The sequence below is a fragment of the Azospira sp. APE16 genome, from assembly GCF_047901315.1.
GTDB lineage: Bacteria > Pseudomonadota > Gammaproteobacteria > Burkholderiales > Rhodocyclaceae > Azospira > Azospira oryzae.
Genome location: NZ_CP179682.1, coordinates 1390018 through 1410220, shown reverse-complemented (window position 1 = coordinate 1410220; position 20203 = coordinate 1390018). Strand labels below are relative to the sequence as shown.

18 protein-coding genes are annotated in these 20203 nt (G+C 64.6%); 14 read left to right on the top strand and 4 right to left on the bottom strand.

Features of this window, described 5'->3' with window-relative positions:
* Positions 1–4: 4 nt before the first annotated feature.
* Positions 5–1624, top strand: coding sequence for a methyl-accepting chemotaxis protein (locus ACLSSQ_RS06865; protein WP_014238092.1), 1620 nt, complete (start codon positions 5–7; stop codon positions 1622–1624).
* A gap of 88 nt (positions 1625–1712) precedes the next feature.
* Here the strand turns inward: ACLSSQ_RS06865 and ACLSSQ_RS06860 are convergent, their stop codons facing one another.
* The gene (locus ACLSSQ_RS06860) at positions 1713–3110 is read right to left on the bottom strand and encodes a protein kinase domain-containing protein (protein WP_014238093.1); all 1398 of its coding nucleotides are present in this window, start codon (positions 3108–3110) and stop codon (positions 1713–1715) included.
* 145 nt (positions 3111–3255) lie between these two features.
* Between ACLSSQ_RS06860 and grpE the strand changes: the two genes are divergently transcribed.
* The 4 genes from grpE to ACLSSQ_RS06840 all read left to right on the top strand — a co-directional run bounded on the left by grpE (position 3256) and on the right by ACLSSQ_RS06840 (position 8409).
* On the top strand, positions 3256–3813 hold the full coding sequence (grpE, locus tag ACLSSQ_RS06855) for a nucleotide exchange factor GrpE (RefSeq protein ID WP_014238094.1): 558 nt from the start codon (positions 3256–3258) through the stop codon (positions 3811–3813).
* A 141-nt stretch (positions 3814–3954) separates the two neighbouring features.
* Positions 3955–5886: a molecular chaperone DnaK gene (dnaK, locus tag ACLSSQ_RS06850; RefSeq protein WP_416244137.1), complete on the top strand. Its 1932-nt coding sequence runs from the start codon at positions 3955–3957 to the stop codon at positions 5884–5886.
* 98 nt (positions 5887–5984) lie between these two features.
* Positions 5985–7124, top strand: a complete 1140-nt coding sequence (gene dnaJ, locus ACLSSQ_RS06845; RefSeq protein WP_014238096.1) for a molecular chaperone DnaJ — start codon at positions 5985–5987, stop codon at positions 7122–7124.
* Between the two features lie 139 nt (positions 7125–7263).
* Positions 7264–8409 carry an ABC transporter substrate-binding protein gene (locus ACLSSQ_RS06840; protein ID WP_014238097.1) on the top strand — a complete coding sequence of 382 codons (1146 nt, stop codon included), beginning with the start codon at positions 7264–7266 and terminating at the stop codon, positions 8407–8409.
* A 98-nt stretch (positions 8410–8507) separates the two neighbouring features.
* On the opposite strand, the gene cysS is transcribed toward ACLSSQ_RS06840, so the two are convergent.
* A complete protein-coding gene (cysS, locus tag ACLSSQ_RS06835) occupies positions 8508–9884 on the bottom strand; it encodes a cysteine--tRNA ligase (RefSeq protein ID WP_416244136.1) in 1377 nt (458 codons plus the stop codon).
* 274 nt (positions 9885–10158) lie between these two features.
* Here cysS and ACLSSQ_RS06830 point away from each other — a divergent pair, with 274 nt between their 5' ends.
* The 9 genes from ACLSSQ_RS06830 (at position 10159) to ACLSSQ_RS06790 (ending at position 18759) form a co-directional block, all read left to right on the top strand.
* Positions 10159–11322, top strand: coding sequence for a tetratricopeptide repeat protein (locus tag ACLSSQ_RS06830; protein ID WP_416244135.1), 1164 nt, complete (start codon positions 10159–10161; stop codon positions 11320–11322).
* Complete coding sequence (locus ACLSSQ_RS06825; RefSeq protein WP_416244134.1) at positions 11322–12617, top strand: L,D-transpeptidase family protein; 1296 nt, start codon at positions 11322–11324, stop codon at positions 12615–12617. Before ACLSSQ_RS06830 ends, ACLSSQ_RS06825 begins: the two co-directional genes overlap by 1 nt.
* A complete protein-coding gene (locus tag ACLSSQ_RS06820) occupies positions 12617–13192 on the top strand; it encodes a peptidylprolyl isomerase (RefSeq protein WP_130458778.1) in 576 nt (191 codons plus the stop codon). Before ACLSSQ_RS06825 ends, ACLSSQ_RS06820 begins: the two co-directional genes overlap by 1 nt.
* Positions 13193–13302: 110 nt before the next feature.
* Positions 13303–13794 carry a peptidylprolyl isomerase gene (locus ACLSSQ_RS06815; RefSeq protein WP_416244133.1) on the top strand — a complete coding sequence of 164 codons (492 nt, stop codon included), beginning with the start codon at positions 13303–13305 and terminating at the stop codon, positions 13792–13794.
* 48 nt (positions 13795–13842) lie between these two features.
* Entirely contained in the window at positions 13843–14601 is a 759-nt protein-coding gene (locus ACLSSQ_RS06810) for a UDP-2,3-diacylglucosamine diphosphatase (protein ID WP_152088937.1), read from the top strand.
* Positions 14602–14887: 286 nt separating this feature from the next.
* Positions 14888–15166: a hypothetical protein gene (locus ACLSSQ_RS06805; protein ID WP_416244132.1), complete on the top strand. Its 279-nt coding sequence runs from the start codon at positions 14888–14890 to the stop codon at positions 15164–15166.
* Between the two features lie 9 nt (positions 15167–15175).
* Positions 15176–16141, top strand: a complete 966-nt coding sequence (locus ACLSSQ_RS06800; protein ID WP_014238105.1) for a TerC family protein — start codon at positions 15176–15178, stop codon at positions 16139–16141.
* A 146-nt stretch (positions 16142–16287) separates the two neighbouring features.
* Complete coding sequence (gene recQ, locus ACLSSQ_RS06795; protein WP_416244131.1) at positions 16288–18126, top strand: DNA helicase RecQ; 1839 nt, start codon at positions 16288–16290, stop codon at positions 18124–18126.
* Between the two features lie 306 nt (positions 18127–18432).
* A complete protein-coding gene (locus tag ACLSSQ_RS06790) occupies positions 18433–18759 on the top strand; it encodes a hypothetical protein (protein ID WP_416244130.1) in 327 nt (108 codons plus the stop codon).
* Between the two features lie 136 nt (positions 18760–18895).
* Here ACLSSQ_RS06790 and ACLSSQ_RS06785 read toward each other — a convergent pair whose 3' ends face one another.
* The gene (locus ACLSSQ_RS06785) at positions 18896–19552 is read right to left on the bottom strand and encodes an HD domain-containing protein (RefSeq protein ID WP_416244129.1); all 657 of its coding nucleotides are present in this window, start codon (positions 19550–19552) and stop codon (positions 18896–18898) included.
* An 82-nt stretch (positions 19553–19634) separates the two neighbouring features.
* Entirely contained in the window at positions 19635–20111 is a 477-nt protein-coding gene (locus ACLSSQ_RS06780; RefSeq protein WP_416244128.1) for a DUF2726 domain-containing protein, read from the bottom strand.
* Between the last annotated feature and the right edge of the window lie 92 nt (positions 20112–20203).

Here is a 20203-nt window from a genome sequence, read left to right as displayed (position 1 = left end):
GATTATGGCTCGTATCGCCGATTTGAAAATCTGGGTGCGCCTCACCGCAGCCATCTGGTTCATGCTCATTGCCGTATGGACAGGCATGATCGTCTGGGAATCCGAAGTCAATCGGGAAACAGCCATCGGCCAAGCCAAGGATTTTGCCGGCAGCATCCACGAAATGACCATGGCCGGCCTCACCGGCATGATGATCACCGGCACCGTCGGCCAGCGCGAAGTCTTCCTCGACCAGATCAAGCAGCTCTCCGTCATCAAGGACCTGCACGTGGTCCGCGGCGAAGCCGTGAGCAAGATTTTCGGCCCCGACACCAAGGACAAACGTCCCATGGACAGCATCGAGCAACAGGCGATGCAGAGCGGCAAGGCCTATACGGCCGTGCATGAAGAAAACGGCGCCACCTATCTGCGGGTGGTCACCCCCACCCTGGCTTCCACCAACTACCTGGGCAAGAACTGCATCATGTGCCACCAGGTGCCGGAAGGGTCCGTCCTCGGCCTGGTCAGCATGAAGGTTTCCCTCGACAAGGTGGACGCCGAGGTCAACGCCTTCCGCCTGAAGATCGCTGCCGCCGCCTTCGGTGCCAGCCTGCTGCTGCTGGCGGTGATCTACCTCTTCATCCGCCACTTCGTCACCATTCCCATCGAGCATCTGACCCACGGCCTGCAGGACATCGCCACCGGCGAAGGGGATCTCACCCGCCGCCTGGAAGTGAAGGGCCGGGACGAAGTGGGTCTGGCCGCCACCGTCTTCAATCAGGTGATGGAGAACTTCTCCACCCTGGTGCGCCAGGTCAGCCAGTCCGCCACCGAGGTTTCCGCCAAGGCCCATGCCCTGGCCCAGAGCGCCTCCCAGGTGGCCGACGGCTCCCACCAGCAGAACGAGAAGTCCGTCACTGCCGCCTCCGCCGTGGAACAGATGGTGTCTTCCATCGCCGCCATTTCCCAGAGCGCCGAGCACGTGCAACAGCAGTCCCAGGAAAGCCTGAAGCGCTCCGAGGAAGGCAACAAGAGCCTGGGCCACCTGCTCGAGGAAATGAACAACGTGGAGCAGACGGTCAAGGAAATGGCCGAGTCGGTGAATGAGTTCGTGCGCAACACCGACGCCATCAACAAGATGACCCAGGAAGTGAAGGACATCGCCGAGCAGACCAACCTGCTGGCCCTCAACGCCGCCATCGAGGCGGCCCGGGCCGGCGAGCAGGGCCGGGGCTTCGCCGTGGTGGCCGACGAGGTGCGCAAACTGGCCGAGAAGTCCTCCCGCTCCGCCAGCGAGATCGATGCCATCACCGAAACCCTCTCGGCCCAGTCGGTCAATGTGCGGCGGGCCATCGAAGAGGGCCTGGGCCACCTGTCCTCCAGCCAGGCTTCGGTCACCAACGTGGCCGACATCCTGCAGGCCGCCAACGGCTCCGTCACTGAAGTGGGCCACGGCCTGGATGCCATCGCCGGCGCCACCGACGAGCAGCGCCGGGTCAGCGGCGAAGTGGCGGACAGCATCGAGGCCATCGCCGCCATGGCCCGGGAAAACAATGAATCCGTGGAGCAGACGGCTGCCGCTGCCCAATCCCTGGAAGCCCTGGCCGATTCCCTGCAGAACACGGTGGGGCGCTTCAAGGTCTGATCCCGGACCGCCCACAAAAAACGCCCGGCAGGCACCAAGCCTCCGGGTGTTTTCTTTTGTTGCGGCGCTGCCGGCGGCGGTCAGTCCGCTATTCGATGGGCGGCAGCAATTCCAGGTCGCAGTCGAGCTCGGCGTAATCAACGCCGCCGCTGCGGGCACCGCCCCCCTCCACCGCCTTGTCGCCGAAGCGGGCCAGGATCTTGTCCGCCTCCCGCAGCCGCTCCACCACCCGGGCCATGAGGGCACGGCGCATGCGCTCGATCAGCTCTTCCGAGGCCAGTTCCAGGGCCGGGCCGCTGACCTCGAGGAAGACGGTGGGCTCCAGGGTGACCACGCTGGCACTGCGCTCCGGGCTTTCCGGATGCAGGTAGGCCATTTCCCCCAGCACCTCGCCGGCCCCCAGGCGGCAGATGGCGCGTCCGTCCCGGGAGACTTCGGCATAGCCGCTGACGATGATGCCGAAGCGCCGGTCCTCGTCCCCTTCCCGCATCAACTCCACCTTGGGCGCAATCTCGCGCCAGATGCTGATGCGCAGCACCTCCCACAGTTCCACATCCTCGAAGCTGGCGAAGAAGGGCAGCTGCCGCAGCCGGTCGAAGCGGACCATGTCCCGGGCCGTGTCGTCCTCGTCCAGAATCTGGTAGCGGACGGTGGACAGGTCCTTGGCGAAATCGGCCCCGTTGCGGTAGCGGCTGTAAAGGTCCTTCTCCAGGGCCCGGCGGATGATGCCGTCCATGGCCTCCGGAATGGCCGGATTGAGGGCGCAGACCGAGGGCGTATCCATGTTCACGATCTTGTACATGAGGGCTGCCGACGTGGGGGCCCGGAAAGGCGTGCGGCCGGTGAGCAGCTGGAACAGCACCACCCCGAGGGAATAGAGGTCGGTCTTGTGGTTGAGGGGATAACCCTTGACCTGCTCCGGCGACATGTAGGCCGGCGAACCCACTCCCATGACGAAGGTGGAATCCTTGCCCACGTCCTTCTGCAGATTCAGGGCCAGGCCGAAATCGGTGATCTTGGGATTGTCGTCGGCATCGATGAGGATGTTGGCCGGCTTGATGTCCCGGTGCACCACCCCCTGGCGGAAGGCGTAGTCCAGGGCCAGGCAGCACTTGAAGATGATGCCCACCACCCGGTGCATGGGCAGCAGGCGGTCGATGGCGCAGAACTGGTCCAGGGGCGTGCCATTCACGTACTCCATGACCATGTAGGTGCGCTGCTCCCCATTTACCTCTTCCATCACCGCGTCGAAGACCCGGGTGATGTGGGGATGGTCCAGGCGCCGGGCAATGCTGCCCTCGGTCTGGAACAGCTTCAGCAGGCGCCGCGAGAGGGCCGCATTCTCCCCCCCCAGGCGCATCAGCTTGAGCGCCACCTGACGGCGTGACTCGTCCACAGCCTGCGGGTCCCGGGCCAGATAGACGATGGAGGTGGCTCCCCGTCCCAGTTCCCGGACGACTTCGTAGCGGCCGATGCGTTCCGGCATGGTTCAGTCCCCGCGAGGCGTTTTGGTCTGCATCGGCAGATGCTAGCAAAGCCCCGACGGAGGCCGGCGGAAATTAATCACGCCCCGGGGCTTGAAATCCCCGAGAGCGCCCCCACGTGGAGAAAAGTTTTTCCGGAGAATCCCCATGCAAGATCAAAACAAGCCTCAGGAACCCCTGGAACTGGGCGGCGATGCCAATGCCCCCGAATCCGTGGCCCAGCCCGCTGCAGGCCAGACCGACACCACCCCGAGCCTGGAAGAGCTGCTGCGCCAGGCCGAACTGAACGCCCAGGAACACCACGACGCCTGGCTGCGGGCCAAGGCCGAGACCGAGAACATGCGTCGCCGGGCCCAGGAAGACATTGCCAAGGCCTCCAAGTTCGCCATCGAGAAATTCGCCGAGAGCCTGCTGCCGGTGAAGGACACCCTGGAAATGGCCCTGGCCGACACCAACCCCGACTCCCTGCGGGTCGGCGTGGACATGACCCTGAAGAACCTCCTCTCCGCCTTCGAGAAGTCCGGCGTCAAGGAAGAGAACCCCGTTGGCCAGAAGTTTGACCCCAACAAGCACCAGGCCATCGGCATGGTCGAGTCCGAGCAGGAACCCAACACCGTGGTGAATGTGCTGCAAAAGGGCTACCTCATCGCCGACCGGGTGCTGCGCCCGGCCATGGTCATGGTGGCCAAGGGCAAGGACGCCTGATTTTCGGCAAAAAAGGCTGGAAACAGCCTTGAAATAGCCGACCCCACCCCCATTTGGGGTGCAGAAAGCAATTCGTATTGATTCCGGCGGGTGCGCCGGGCCGAAGGCCCCCACCGCCGCCACTCTGAAAGGACACGAAACATGGGCAAGATCATCGGTATCGACCTGGGCACCACCAACTCCTGCGTCGCCATCATGGAAGGCGGCCAGCCCAAGGTCATCGAAAACTCTGAAGGCACCCGCACCACCCCCTCCATCGTCGCCTATGCCGAAGACGGTGAAGTGCTGTGCGGCGCCCCCGCCAAGCGCCAGGCCGTGACCAACCCGCGCAACACCCTGTTCGCGGTGAAGCGCCTGATCGGTCGCCGCTTCGAAGAGAAGGAAGTGCAGAAGGACATCGCCCTGATGCCCTACAAGATCGTCAAGGCCGACAACGGTGATGCCTGGGTGGAGGTGCGCGACAAGAAGATCGCCCCGCCCCAGGTTTCCGCCGAAGTGCTGCGCAAGATGAAGAAGACCGCCGAGGACTACCTGGGCGAGGAAGTGACCGAGGCCGTCATCACCGTGCCCGCCTACTTCAACGACAGCCAGCGCCAGGCCACCAAGGACGCCGGCCGCATCGCCGGTCTGGAAGTGAAGCGCATCATCAACGAACCCACTGCCGCGGCCCTGGCCTTCGGCATGGACAAGAAGCAGGGCGACAAGAAAATCGCCGTGTATGACCTGGGTGGCGGCACTTTCGACATCTCCATCATCGAAATCGCCGAAATCGACGGCGAGCACCAGTTCGAAGTGCTGTCCACCAACGGCGACACCTTCCTCGGCGGCGAAGACTTCGACCAGCGCCTGATCGACTACATCGTCACCGAATTCAAGAAGGAACAGGGCGCCGACCTGTCCAAGGACGTGCTGGCCCTGCAGCGCCTGAAGGAAGCCGCCGAAAAGGCCAAGATCGAGCTGTCCTCCTCCCAGCAGACCGAAATCAACCTGCCCTACATCACCGCTGACGCTTCCGGTCCCAAGCACCTGACCCAGAAGATCACCCGGGCCAAGTTCGAATCCCTGGTGGACGACCTGGTGGAACGCACCATCGCTCCCTGCGCCACCGCGCTGAAGGATGCCGGCATCAAGGTCAGCGACATCGACGACGTGATCCTGGTGGGCGGCCAGTCCCGCATGCCCAAGGTGCAGGACAAGGTGAAGGAGTTCTTCGGCAAGGATCCCCGCAAGGACGTGAACCCGGACGAAGCCGTGGCCGTCGGCGCTGCCATCCAGGGCGGCGTGCTGCAGGGTGAAGTGAAGGACGTGCTGCTGCTGGACGTGACTCCCCTGTCCCTGGGTATCGAAACCCTGGGCGGCATCATGACCAAGCTGATCCAGAAGAACACCACCATCCCGACCAAGGCCAGCCAGGTCTTCTCCACCGCCGACGACAACCAGAACGCCGTGACCATCCACGTGCTGCAGGGTGAGCGGGAAGTGGCTTCCGGCAACAAGAGCCTGGGCCAGTTCAACCTGTCCGACATCCCGCCGGCCCCCCGCGGCATGCCCCAGATCGAAGTCACCTTCGACATCGACGCCAACGGCATCCTGCACGTCTCCGCCAAGGACAAGGCCACCGGCAAGGAAAACAAGATCAAGATCCAGGCCTCCTCCGGCCTCTCCGAGGAAGAAGTGCAACGCATGGTGCGCGATGCCGAGCTGCACGCCGAAGAGGACAAGAAGGTCCATGAGCTGGCCGATGCCCGCAACCAGGCCGACGGCATGGTGCACATGACCAAGAAGTCCCTGACCGAGTACGGCAAGGAGCTGTCCGACGAGGAAAAGGCCGCCATCGAAGCCGCCATCAAGGAAGTGGAAGACGCCGTGCGCGGCACCGACAAGGCCGAGATCGAAGCCAAGACCCAGGCCCTGGCCGCCGCCGCCCAGAAGCTGGGCGAGAAGATGTACGCCCAGCAGCAGGCTACCGGCGGCGCCCCCGGTGCCGAAGCCGGTGCAGCTTCCGGCGGCGAGAAGACCGTGGAAGGCGACGTGGTGGATGCCGAGTTCACCGAGGTGAAGGACAAGAAGTAATCTCCTCTTCCGGTCCGACCATGGGTCGCAAGGACGTGCAAAGCCAGGCCGGAAGGCCCCTTTGCACGCTTTGCGGCCATGCCTTTTAGAGAGCTGAAATGGCAAAAAAAGATTTTTACGAAGTCCTCGGCGTCAATCGGGATGCCAGCGACGACGAGATCAAGAAGGCCTACCGCAAGCTGGCCATGAAATTCCATCCGGACCGCAATCCGGATAACCCCAAGGCCGAAGAGCAGTTCAAGGAAGCCAAGGAAGCCTACGAGATCCTCTCCGACGGCCAGAAGCGGGCCGCCTACGACCAGTACGGCCACGCCGGGGTCGATCCCCAGGCCGGCGGCTTCGGCGGGGGCGGTGGCTTTGGCGGCGGCGGTTTCGGCGATGCCTTCGCCGACATCTTCGGCGACATCTTCGGCGGCCGTGCCGGCGGTGGCGGCGGCGGCCGTTCCAACATCTACCGCGGCGCCGATCTGCGCTACAACCTGGAAATCAGCCTGGAGCAGGCGGCCAAGGGGACGGAAACCAAGATCCGCATCCCCACCATGGAAGTCTGCGACACCTGCAGCGGCTCCGGCGCCAAGAGCGGCACCCAGCCCAAGACCTGCCCCACCTGCCAGGGCAGCGGCCAGGTACGGCTGCAGCAGGGCTTCTTCTCCATCCAGCAGACCTGTCCCAAGTGCCACGGCACCGGCCGCATCATTCCCGACCCCTGCGGCACCTGCCACGGCGCCGGCCGGGTCAAGCAGCACAAGACCCTGTCGGTGAAGATTCCGGCCGGGGTGGACGAAGGCGATCGCATCCGGCTTGCCGGCGAAGGGGAACACGGCGTCAATGGCGGCCCCCCGGGCGACCTCTACGTGCAGATCCACCTCAAGGCCCACTCCGTCTTCCAGCGGGACCACAACGACCTGCATTGCGAGATGCCCATCAGCTTCACCACCGCCGCCCTGGGCGGGGAAATCGAAATCCCCACCCTGGACGGTGCCGCCAAGATCAAGATCCCGGCGGAAACCCAGTCGGGCAAGGTCTTCCGCCTGCGCGGCAAGGGCATCAAGGGCGTGCGCAGCCATGTGCACGGCGACCTGCTGTGCCACGTGGTGGTGGAAACCCCGGTCAATCTCACCGAGCGCCAGAAGGAACTGCTGCGGGAACTGGAGGAGATCAGCCAGGGCGATTCCGCCAACCACAATCCGAAAGCCCAGAGCTGGATGGACAAGGTGAAGGATTTCTTCGGGCAGTAGTCCCGGAGACAAACCAGGGCGGCCTCCGGGCCGCCTTTTTTTCGGGCCGCAAAGCCAGGCGGCGTCTTGCAATCCGGCCCGACCAATGCCATAGTCCTCCCCCACAACACACCACAAAATGACGCTCAAGGAGGGAAAAATGAAGCGCTTTCGTCACCGTCTGGCATCCCTGTTAATGGCCTCCTGCGCCCTGCTGTCCGGCGCCGCCATGGCAGAGAACGGGGTCACCGACAGCACCATCACCCTCGGCATGTCCGCCCCCTTCTCCGGCCCCAACGGCATCTACGGCACGGAAATGCGGGAAAGCATCACCGCCTACTTCGAGCAGATCAACAAGGGCGGCGGCATCAACGGCCGCAAGCTGGAACTGGTTTCCCTGGACGACGGCTACGAGACCGACCGGGCCGTGGCCAATACCAAGAAGCTGATCCACGACGAAAAGGCCTTCGCCCTGCTGGCCTTCTACGGCTCCTCCCCCACCACTGCCGCCATGGAAGTGTTCTCCGGTGCCAAGGTACCCCTGGTGGGCACCATCTCCGGCGCCGAAACCCTGCGCAACCCGGTGAACCGCTACATGTTCAACGTGCGCGCCAGCTATGCCAACGAAACCGATGCCATCGTCAGCCAGCTGGCCTCCCTCGGCCTGAAGAACATCGCCGTCTTCTACCAGAACGACGGCTTCGGCAAGTCCGGCCTGGACGGCGTCACCGCCGCCCTGAAGAAGCACGGCCTGGCCCCCTCCGCCGTCGGCACCGTGGAACGCAATTCCCTGGACGTGGCCAAGGCGGTGGAAGCCATTTCCAAGGTCACGCCCCAGGCCGTGATCATGGTCACCCTGTACAAGCCCACCGCCGAGTTCGTGCGCCAGATGCGCAAGCACGGCCAGAACCCCCAGTTCATGACCCTCTCCCCGGTGGGCGCCGACCTGCTGGTGAAGGAACTGGGCAACGACGCCCGGGGCATCGGCATCTCCCAGGTCATGCCCTATCCCTGGAACGACTCCAACCCCCTGGTGCGGGAATACCGCAAGCTGATGACCACCATGGGCAAGCAGAGCCAGTCTCCCTACTACGGCGTCGAGGGCTATGCCATGGCCAAGGTCATGGTGGAAGGCATCAAGCGGGCCGGCAAGGACCTCACCAGGGACAAGCTGACCACGGCCCTGGAAAGCATGGGCAGCTATGACCTGGGCGGCTACCGGGTCAGCTACTCCACCAGCGACCACAACGGTTCCCGCTTCGTGGACCTGACGGTGATCGGCAACGGCGGCAAGGTCCTGCGCTAGACCGACCAAGCATAGAAAAAGCCCGCCGATGGCGGGCTTTTTTGTTTCCCCCGTTCCCGACGGGAGGCGGATACGAAAGAGCGGAAGACGGCCCGGCTTCAGGCCCGGCGCCAGGTGGTGCCCTGGGCGGAGTCCTCGAGCACGATGCCGGCAGCCAGCAGTTCGGCCCGCAGACGGTCGGCCTCGGCAAAGTTCTTCGCCTTCTTGGCATCGATGCGGGCCTGGATGCGGGCCTCGATCTCCGCCGGGCTGAGGCCATCGGCCGCATCCGGCGTGGCGCCCTGCAGGAAGGCCTGGGGATCGCGCTGCAGCAGCCCCAGCACCCCGGCCAGGGCCTTCAGCTGGGCCGCCACAGCCCCGTCCTTGCTGCGATTGGCCTCGTTGGCCAGGTCGAACAGCACCGCCAGGGCTTCCGGCGTGTTGAAGTCGTCGTCCATGGCCGCCTGGAAGCGCTGGGCATGGGCCTCGTTCCAGTCCACCGCCACCGCTTCCGCCGGCGCCGCCTTGAGGGCGGTGTACAACCGGGTCAGGGCCTGCCGGGCGTCGTCCAGATGGGCGTCGGAATAGTTGAGGGGGCTGCGGTAGTGGGCGCGCAGGATGAAGAAGCGCACCACTTCGGCGTCGTACTTCTTCAGCACGTCGCGGATGGTGAAGAAGTTGCCCAGGGACTTGGACATCTTCTCGTCGTCCACTCGCACGAAGCCGTTGTGCATCCAGTAATTGACGAAGGTGCAACCGTGGGCCCCTTCGGACTGGGCAATCTCGTTCTCGTGATGGGGGAACTGCAGGTCCTGGCCGCCGCCGTGGATGTCGAAATGCTTGCCCAGCAAATCGGAGCTCATGGCCGAGCACTCGATGTGCCAGCCGGGACGGCCGGCACCCCAGGGGGATTCCCAGGCGGGCTCGCCTGCCTTGGCGTGCTTCCACAACACGAAGTCCAGGGGGTCCTGCTTGGCCGAATCCACCTCGACCCGTTCGCCGGCCCGCAGGTCGTCCAGGGACTTGCCGGAGAGGCGGCCGTAACCGGGGAACTTGCGCACCGAGAAATTCACGTCGCCGTCGGCGGCCTTGTAGGCCAGGCCGTTGGCTTCCAGCTGGCCGATGAGGCCCAGCATCTGGGGCACGTACTCGGTGGCCCGGGGTTCGTGGGTGGGCTTCTGCACGCCCAGGGCGGCGGCATCCTCATCCATGGCCGCGATGAAGCGGTCGGTCAGCTGGCCGATGGTCTCGCCGTTTTCCACGGCCCGGCGGATGATCTTGTCGTCGATGTCGGTGATGTTGCGGACGTAGGTCACGTCCAGACCGCTGGCCCGCAGCCAGCGATAGACGGCATCGAATACCACCAGCACCCGGGCGTGGCCCAGGTGGCAGAAATCGTAAACCGTCATGCCGCAGACATACATTTTCACCTTGCCGGCTTCAATGGGGACGAATTCCTGCTTTTCCCGGGCGATGGTGTTATAGATTTTCAGCATGGGCAGAAAGAAAAATGGGGATTATCGGATGGGCAAAAGAAAGGGCGGGAGCTTACCCGCCCGACGGCAGGCCTGGATACAAGCGGCAACTGCCATGGAACCCGGGGGGCGGACGGCGCCGAAATTCACCAGGTCGATGGCCCGGCAACTTCGCTCCGGCGCCCTTCTTTGTTAGAATCGGGCAGTTTTGCGAAAAGCCTGAAAAAAGCCGTTTGGCGTTCGCTTCGGCATATGCAAAACACCGTCAAATCGTCCGAGAGAGTATAACACAACGATGGGTTCCCACTTTTCGCCAGCTGCCCGCCTGCCGCGCCATTCCAGCCGTTCCCGGCTGCTTCCGGCCCTGCTGATCGGCGCCCTGATCGGGCTCGGTTCCGCCAACATTTCCCTGGCGGCCGACGTTGCCATCACCGATATCCAGAAGATGGTCAGACAGGGACAGAACGCCCAGGCCCTGGAAAAAGTGGATGCCTACATCGCCACCCGTCCCAAGGACGCCCAGGGACGCTTCCTGCGCGGCATCATCCTCACCGAGCTGAATCGCAACAATGAGGCCATCGCGGTCTTCACCAAGCTCACCGAGGATTTCCCGGAACTGCCGGAGCCCTACAACAACCTGGCCGTGCTCTACGCCCAGCAGAAGCAGTACGACAAGGCCCGCACCGCTCTGGAAATGGCCATCCGCACCCATCCTTCCTACGCCGTGGCCCACGAGAACCTGGGCGACGTCTATGCCAAGCTGGCCAGCCAGGCCTACGACAAGGCGCTGCAACTGGACTCCTCCAATGCCCACGCCCAGTCCAAGCTGTCCCTGATCCGCGAAATGATCGGCTCTTCCCGGGCTCCCGGCGGCAAGGTACCCGCTGCCGCCGCGCCTGCTGCCGCTCCGACGCCAGCCCCTGCCCCGGCTCCTGCTGCCGCCCCGGCGCCGACCCCGGCTCCCGCCCCTGTCCCGGCCGCTGCTGCGGCCAAGGCACCGGAAGCGGCCAAGGGCACGCCGGCCAAGGTCACCGTGCTGGACAAGCCGGAGAAGGAAAAGCCCGCCGCCGAACCGGCCAAGGCCGAAAAGCCCGCTCCTGCAGCCGCCAAGGCTGAAGCCGCCGACGAAGGCGCCGTCACCAAGGCCGTGCAGAACTGGGCAGCCGCCTGGTCGCGCAAGGACGTGAAGGGCTATCTCTCCTTCTACGCCCCCGATTTCCAGGCCCCCGGCGGCAACCGCAAGGCCTGGGAGAAGGAACGGGCCAGCCGTATCGACAAGCCCGGCAAGCTGCAGGTATCGGTCGAGGACATCAAGGTCAGCCAGAACGGCGACAAGGCCACGGTGCGCTTCAAGCAGAATTACACCTCCGCCACGCTCAAATCCTCTGCCGCCAAGACCCTCGTGCTGCAGCGTAGCGGTGGCAAATGGCTGATCCAGCAGGAAAAAGTAGGTAACTGATGTCCTTGATGTACACCCGGGGCAACTCCGGCCGGCGCTTCCGCCGCACCGTAGTTGCCCTGATCGTTTTGGTTGCCGCCGGCGCCGCCTGGAAGGCCAATGCCCTGTGGCGCTACAAGCACGGCAACGGCAGCAGCGAGGCCGACCTTTCCCTGCCGGCCGACGGCGCCACCGATTCCGACGCCGGCCTGCAAGGCCCGGAGCCCATGCTGGCGCGCATTTTCGACGAGATCGAACGCAACCGCCTGGACAAGGCCCTGGTCCTCACCGACACCCTGCTGGAGCGCTTTCCCAAGTTCCGCCTGGGCCACCTGATCAAGGGCGACCTGCTGCTGGCCCGTACCCGGCCCCTGGAAACCTTCGGCAACGCCCCCGGCGCCCCCCAGGACAAGCTGGCGGACCTGCGGGCCGAGGCCATGGTGCGTCTGCGCGGCTACAAGGACAAACCCCAGGCCGACGCGGTGCCCCGCTACCTGATGCAGATGGTGCCGGAGCAGAAATACGCGGTGGTGGTGGACACCCAGAAGTCCCGGCTCTACCTCTACGAGAACGACCTGAAGGCCGGCCGCCCCCGCTTTGTCGCTGACTACTACATCACCCAGGGCAAGCTGGGCGCCGAGAAATTCCGCGAAGGCGACAAGAAGACCCCCATCGGCGTCTACCACGTCACCTCCAGCCTGCCCCGGGAGAAGCTGGCCGACCTCTACGGCAGCGGCGCCTTCCCCATCAACTACCCCAACGAGTGGGACAAGCAGCAGGGCCGCAACGGCCACGGCATCTGGCTGCACGGCACCCCCTCGGACACCTTCTCCCGCCCGCCCCGGGCCTCCGACGGCTGCGTCGTGCTGGCCAATCCGGACCTGGATGCCCTGGCCAAGAACCTGCAAGTGGGCCTGACCCCGGTGATCATCAGCAATTCCGTGGAATGGCTGTCCCTGGACGACTGGAACAAGGAACGGAACGAGCTGAACAAGAAGATCGACGCCTGGCGGACCGACTGGGAGAGCAAGGATGTGGACAAGTTCCTCTCCCACTACTCCGCCAGCTTCAAGAACGGCCAGCAGAACCTGTCGGATTTCGCCCAGCAGAAGCGTCAGGTCAATGCCAGCAAGGAATGGATCAAGGTCAAGCTGACCGGCATGTCCATGTTCCGCGCCCCGGACAAGGAAGACTACGTGGTGGTCACCTTCGAACAGGACTACCGCAGCAACAACCTCAACAACCAGATGAAGAAACGCCAATACTGGGTGCGAGAAAACGGCACCTGGAAAATCATCTACGAAGGAGCCGCCTGATGTTCAAATCCCTGCACCGCGCCGCCGCCGGCCTGCTGCTGGCCCTGGTCGCCCCCCTGGCCCTGGCCGCCAATCCCCAGGTGGAAATCCAGACCAACCAGGGGCGCATCGTCCTCGAGCTGTATGCGGACAAGGCGCCCAAGACCGTGGACAACTTCCTGCAATACACCAAGGACGGCTTCTACGACGGCACCATCTTCCACCGGGTCATCGACGGCTTCATGATCCAGGGCGGCGGCTTCACCCCGGACATGACCCAAAAGGCCACCCGGGCGCCCATCGAGAACGAGGCCAAGAACGGCCTGAAGAACGACATCGGCACCATCGCCATGGCCCGCACCAACAACCCCCACTCCGCCACGGCCCAGTTCTTCATCAACCTGGTGGACAACCGCAACCTGGACTATCCCTCCTTCGACGGCTGGGGCTACACCGTCTTCGGCAAGGTGCGCGAAGGCATCGACGTGGTGAAGAAGATCGGCCAGGTGCGCACCGGCAACCAGGGCGGGCACCAGAACGTCCCCGCCTCCCCGGTGGTGATCCAGTCCGTCAAGCTGCTCCCGGAAAAGAAATAAACCCGGCGGGCCCGTCCCGCCGCCCTCACCCCCGGCCCCTCGTTGCGAGGGCGAGGGGCAATTCGGGCGTCGCCAGCGGCGGCGCCCACCCAGCATCGAAAGGCAAGCTCATGATCAAACTGCACACCAACTTCGGCGTCATCGGCCTGGAACTGGATGCCGAAAAGGCCCCGGAAACCGTGAAGAACTTCATTTCCTACGTGGAAGCCGGCCACTACGACAACACCATCTTCCACCGGGTCATCAACGGCTTCATGATCCAGGGCGGCGGCTTCGAGCCCGGCATGAAGCAGAAGGACACCCAGGCCCCGATCAAAAATGAGGCCGACAACGGCCTGAAGAACGACGTCTACACCATCGCCATGGCCCGCACCAACGATCCCCATTCCGCCACGGCCCAGTTCTTCATCAACGTCAAGAACAACGACTTCCTCAACCACACCTCTCCCTCCGCCAGCGGCTGGGGCTACTGCGTCTTCGGCAAGGTGGTCGAAGGCGCCGAGGTGGTGGATCAGATCAAGGGCGTCAAGACCGGCCGCAGCGGCTTCCACCAGGACGTGCCGGTGGAAGACGTGATCATCGAACGCGCTGAAGTCGTCTAAGCAGCCCGCCGTACCGGGGCGCGAGCCATCATCACACCCTCGCGCCCCATGCTCTACTTCATCTCCGACCTCCACCTCTCGCCGGCAGTCCCGGGCATCACCGCCCTCTTCCTCGACTTCCTGGCCTCCCTGCCCGGCCGCCAGGCCAGCAGCCTCTACATCCTCGGCGACTTCTTCGACCACTGGGTCGGCGACGACGACTGCACCGATCCCTACAACGCCCGCATCATCGCCGCCCTGCGCCAGGCCGCCGACCAGGGCATCGAACTCAATCTGCTGCACGGCAACCGGGACTTCCTCCTGGGTCAGGACTTCGCCACCGCCGCCGGCCTGCGCCTGCTGCCCGACCCCTATGTGCTGTCCGTGGTCACCTGGCAGTTCGTCCTCAGCCACGGCGACATCCTGTGCACCGACGACAGGGACTACCAGGACTTCCGCGCCCAGGTGCGCGGCGCGGCCTGGCAGGGCGAATTCCTGGCCAAGCCCCTGGCGGAACGCAAGGCCATCGCCGCCGCCCTGCGCCAGCGCTCCGAAGCCATCAAGGCGGAAAAGCGGGACGGCGCCGACTACCTGATGGACGTCAACGCCGCCACGGTGGAAGACTTCCTGCGCGACAACGGCTACGCCACCCTGATTCACGGCCACACCCACCGCCCGGACCGCCACGACCACATCGTGGACGGCATCCATTGCGAGCGCTGGGTCCTCGCCGACTGGCGCCAGGACGCCAGCCGGGCCTGGGGCGACTGCCTGGTGTGGGACGGCGAGACCCTGCAGCGGGAAAGCCTGCAACGTCCCCTGGCCTGATCCGCCACGGGGCGGCCTGCGTAATAACCACAAGCCCCTCGGGGTTGACCAAAGCGCCCATCCCCCGTAAATTCAACTCCGCGATCCCACGAAGGGGAGTAGCTGAACCGCCGGAAGTCGTCAGTACGGGAATGAAAGTTCCCCGGCCCGGTGGGTGGTTCCAGAGGCGCAACATCCAGAGCGCCGACGCAACCCAAGCGAGACCTTTGCCGCCAACGGCAAAGGTTTTTTGCGTTTACGGGCGGCGAGGATCGGTTAATCTCGATCTTATGCAAAAGGAACCGTCATGAAAAAGCTGCTCTCGCTCCTCTTCTTCAAGCTCCGTCTGGCCCTCCTGGCCGGCATCGGCCGCTTCGTCATCCTCCCCATTTTCAAGGCCCTCTTCTCAGCCATTGTCCGCCGCCTGGCGCGCCAGGCCGACACCGTGCGCCGCGCCCAGGCAGAAGCGGAACCGGCCTTCGCGCCGGCCTACGCCCGGGCCTCCAGCTCTCCCCGCCAGCCCGTCACCCTGAACGGGGAATGGCGCCGCATCGACCCGGCCGGCGACCGCCGGCAGAACTGGTAAGGAGGCGCCATGGCTGAAAGCATCGGCAACCTGTGGTGGTGGGTCGGCTTTGCCGTCTTCGTCGTCGTCGCCATCGTGGTGGACCTGGTGGCCCTGGAAAAGAAGGGAGGCCGGGCCGTTACCGCCCGCCAGGCCCTGGCCTGGTCGGCCCTGTGGGTAAGCCTGGCCCTCATTTTCTGCGCCATCCTGTGGGGTTGGCTGGACCACAGCGTGGGCAGGGAAGTGGCCAACCTGAAGGCCACCGAGTTCCTCACCGGCTACCTGATCGAGAAATCCCTGTCGGTGGACAACATCTTCGTCTTCCTGATGATCTTCACCGCCTTCGTGGTACCGGCGGAGCAGCAGAAGAAGGCCCTCATCGTCGGCGTCATCCTGGCCGTGGTGCTGCGGGCCGTCATGATCCTCATCGGCGCCTGGCTGATTTCCCAGTTCAGCTGGATCCTCTACGTCTTCGGCGCCTTCCTGCTCGTCACCGGCATCAAGATGGCCCTGCCCGGCGAGCATGAGCCGGACATCGAACAGAATCCGGTGCTCAAGTGGATGCGCGGCCACCTGAAGATCCTGCCCCAGTACGATGGCGACCGGCTGTCGGTGTGGAAGGACGGCGTACGCTGGTTCACGCCCCTGTTCGTGGTGGTGGTGCTGATCGGGGTCACCGACGTGATCTTCGCCGTGGATTCCATTCCGGCCATTTTTGCCGTGACCACGGACCCCTTCATCGTCATGACCTCCAACATCTTCGCCATCCTCGGCCTGCGGGCCCTGTACTTCCTGCTGGCGGACATGGCCTCCCGCTTCCACCTGCTCAAGTACGGTCTGGCGGCGGTGCTCTGCTTCATCGGCGTGAAGATGCTGATCGTCAAGTGGTTCCACATCCCGGTGTTCGTCTCCCTGGGCGCCGTGGCCGGCATCCTGGCGGTCTCCATCGTCGCCTCCCTGCTGCGGCCGGAGCAAGCCACGGCTGGAAACCGGTAGCAGGAGGGGCCTGGCTAGGCGTGCCGCCGCAGATGACCCATGGGAAGCCCCGTGGGCCAGTACACGGAGTACGGCAAGGCGGCACAACGACGCCAGGCACCTGCTGATGCCGGTTCCCCCCATGGGCCGTGAGATAATCGCGGCCCATGGAAACCAACACCCACACCGCCGCCCTGGAAATCCTGCACCGGGTTTTCGGCTACACCGCCTTCCGCGGCAGCCAGGGCGACATCGTCGGCCACGTGGCCGACGGCGGCGACGCCCTGGTGCTGATGCCCACCGGCGGCGGCAAATCCCTCTGCTACCAGATTCCCGCCCTGCTGCGCCACGGCTGCGGCATCGTCGTCTCGCCCCTGATCGCCCTGATGCAGGACCAGGTGGACGCCCTCACCCAGCTCGGCGTCAAGGCGGCCTACCTCAATTCCACCCTGGACTGGCAACAGGTGCAGGAAGTGGAACGGCGCGTCCTCTGCGGCGACCTGGACCTGCTCTACGTCGCCCCGGAACGCCTGCTCACCGACCGCTGCCTCTCCCTGCTGGACAAGCTGGAAGAGGACAAGCGCCTCGCCCTCTTCGCCATCGACGAAGCCCACTGCGTCTCCCAGTGGGGCCACGACTTCCGCCCCGAATACCTGCAGCTCTCGGCCCTGCACAACCGCTACCCGGATGTGCCCCGCATCGCCCTCACCGCCACCGCCGACACGGCCACCCGGGAGGAAATGCGGGTGCGCCTGGGGCTGACCGAAGCCCGGGTCTTTGTCGCCAGCTTCGACCGCCCCAACATCCGCTACCTCATCGTCGAGAAGGACAATCCCAGGAAGCAGCTACTCGGCTTCCTCGCCAACCATAAAGGCGAGGCCGGCATCGTCTACTGCCTGTCGCGCAAGAAGGTGGAAGAAACCGCCGCCTGGCTCACCAGCCAGGGCATCCCCGCCCTGCCCTACCACGCCGGCCTGCCGGCCGAGGTGCGGGCCGACAACCAGCGCACCTTCCTGCGGGAAGAAGGCATCACCATGGTGGCCACCATCGCCTTCGGCATGGGCATCGACAAGCCCGACGTGCGCTTCGTCGCCCACCTGGACCTGCCCAAGAGCCTGGAAGCCTACTACCAGGAAACGGGCCGGGCCGGCCGCGACGGCGAACCGGCCGAAGCCTGGATGGCCTACGGCCTGCAGGACGTGGTGCTGCAACGCTCCCGCATCGAAGATTCCGTCGCCCCGGAAGAACAGAAGCGCCTGGAAGCCCAGAAGCTCAACGCCCTCCTGGCCTACGCCGAATCCCCTCGCTGCCGCCGGGTGGTGCTGCTCGACTACTTCGGCGAAGCCAGCGAGCCTTGCAACAACTGCGATGTCTGCCTCACCCCGCCGGAGCTGTGGGATGGCACCGTGGCCGCCCAGAAGGCCCTCTCCGTGGTCTATCGCACCGGCCAGCGCTTCGGCGTGGTGCACCTCATCGACGTGCTGCGGGGCAAGGTCAGCGACAAGGTCAAGCAATGGGGCCACGACGCCCTGCCCACCTTCGGCGTCGGCGCCGACCTGGACGACGGGGCCTGGCGCGCCGTCTTCCGCCAGCTGGTGGCCGGCGGCATGCTCACCGCCGACCTGGCCGAACACGGCGCCATGAAGCTCACCGATGCCGCCCGCCCGGTGCTGAGAGGCGAACAGACCCTGCAGATGCGCCGCCACGTGGCGCGCAAGGGTGGCAGCAGCAGCGGCAGCAAGAGCCGCAGCGAGCGGGCGCCGACCAAGCTGGACGACATGACCCTGGAAGACCAGTCCCTGTTCGAAGACCTGCGCCAGTGGCGCGCCGCCACCGCCAAGGAACAGGGCGTGCCGGCCTACGTCATCCTGCACGACAAGACCTTGAAGGAACTGGCGGAAGAACGGCCCACCACCCGGGACCAGCTGATGAACATCTCCGGCATGGGCACCGCCAAGCTGGAACGCTACGGCGACGACCTGCTGGGCATCATCCGGGCAGCCTGAGCCGTCCGGGTGGCGGCGATGGGTTCAAACGCTACTACCCGCTGAGGCAATAGGGACGCCACTCTTCGGCATGGCAAGGCCGAGAGCGGCGTCCAGCCTGCCTCCCAGGCCATCTCACATCCAGCAACGAGATCGACACTCCCTAGGCATTCCAGGAAGGTAAGGGGCGCTCACGGCAGCCATATACCACGGTATTGACTAAACCCCCCAGCCAAGCCCTCCGTCCCTTCCGCCAATCGGTTTGACAGGGGCAAAGGGCACCTCTAGGCTGACGACATTCGCATATCACCGAATGCCGCATCAGACATGCTGGGTCCGATGGCGACCACGGCAAAGGACAAAGCCTTCATGGAAATAACCCTGACGATCGTCGCCGTTGCCATTCCGCTCTGGCTGAATGTTTGGGCCACCCGGATGATCTTGCAGGATGCCCTCTCGGAGCGCCCCCAGAAGATCGCCCAGCTTCTGCTGGTATGGCTGTTGCCCCTGCTCGGAGCAATCGTCGCCCTGGCCGTCCATCGGAAGGAAGAGAAGGCGCCCGGTGTTTATCCCGCCGAGAAAGACCTGAACAACGACCTTCCCGCCTCAAACGGCCCCCTCCGTTCCATGAGGGAAGTATTCGACGATGACTGAGCAGGTTATCTGCGTCCGCAGGAACTAGGGAATCCCGCACTATCTGGAAATTTCTCTGAATGAAGCGGCTTCAACGCCATTGACCGCCAGGCCGCTCGAGTTATCCCGCGCCAACATTCACCGATTGACCGGGTATTCAAACCGTCAAGCCGGTTCCCCACTCGGCCACAAAGTCCGCCTGGAACTGCCGCAGCCATTGCAGCCGTTCCTCCCCCAGGCGGCGACCTGCCGCCGTCTGCATGGTGGCCGGCAGGGTTGCCAGCTTCACCTCGATGTGGTCCAGAGCGTAGGCCTTGTCGTCCAGCTCCCGCGCGGCCCCCAGCGGGTCGCCGGCATGGGCCAGGGCTGAACCCAGACGCCCCGCCGTGTAGAACAGCCGGGCCAATCCCACCGCTCCCAAAGCATCCAGCCGGTCCGCATCCTGGACGATCTTGGCCTCGATGGTGGTGGGCGCGATGCCCGCCGAAAAACTGTGGGCCTCGATGGCGTGGGCCACCCCAGGCAGTTTTTCTGCCGGAAAACCGGCTTCCCTGAGTTTTGCCACCGCCAGCTCCGCCGCCAGGGTGGAGGCTCTGGAGCGGTCCGGGTGGTTCTTCGGCAGATTTACCAGATCGTGCAGATAGCAGGCCGCCATCACCACCAGGGCATCGGCCTCGGCATGGTCCCCCAGCAGCGTCTGGGCGGTCTGCCAGACACGATGCAGGTGGTTGAGGTCGTGGGCGCCGTCGTCATGGCTGTCGGCAATGGCGAGAGCGGCAAGGTGGCGAGACCAGTCGCCGGATGATTCACTCATTGAAGGCACATTCAGGACAGTGAAGGCGCCATTTTAAAGCCCCGGCAGCATGGCCGGAGTCATGCCCCGCCCGGGCCTGATTTCAACCGGCAAATACCTTGCGGATGGTTGCTTCGTCGGGCATGGCGCTCACATGCCAGCGGACCAAAGTGATCCCGGCGGCAGCCAGTGCCTTTTCCTTCTTTGCATCCGCCTCCATCCGCGCTGCCCGCTCGTGGCTTTTGTCGTCCAGTTCGATGGCCGCCACGATGCTGGAATCCTTGAGGCAAACCAGGAAATCGAGGCTCATGCGGTTGATGCGGTTGTTCCATTCATGGAATCTGAACCCCTTCTTCACGCCAAGCACCCGGGAAAGCTGGACCTGGGCCAGCACCATACACTCGGGCAAGGCGGCAACCAGCCGGTGATAAAGCACCTGCTCTGGTTGGGACAAGGGCTTCTTGGCATAGAAGGGCCATGCCTCGGCCCCCTTGCCGGGCATCCGCCGCAGCAGCAGAACAGCAATGCCGGCAATGACGAGGAAAACAACAACAGCGACAGGAACCAGTTGCTTCAGCACGAGAGCCTCTCCGGATGCGTCCAGCGTTGCCATATCCCCGGGGTGGGGAGCGATGAAACCCGCTCGCGATTATGACAAACAACTTTCCAAAA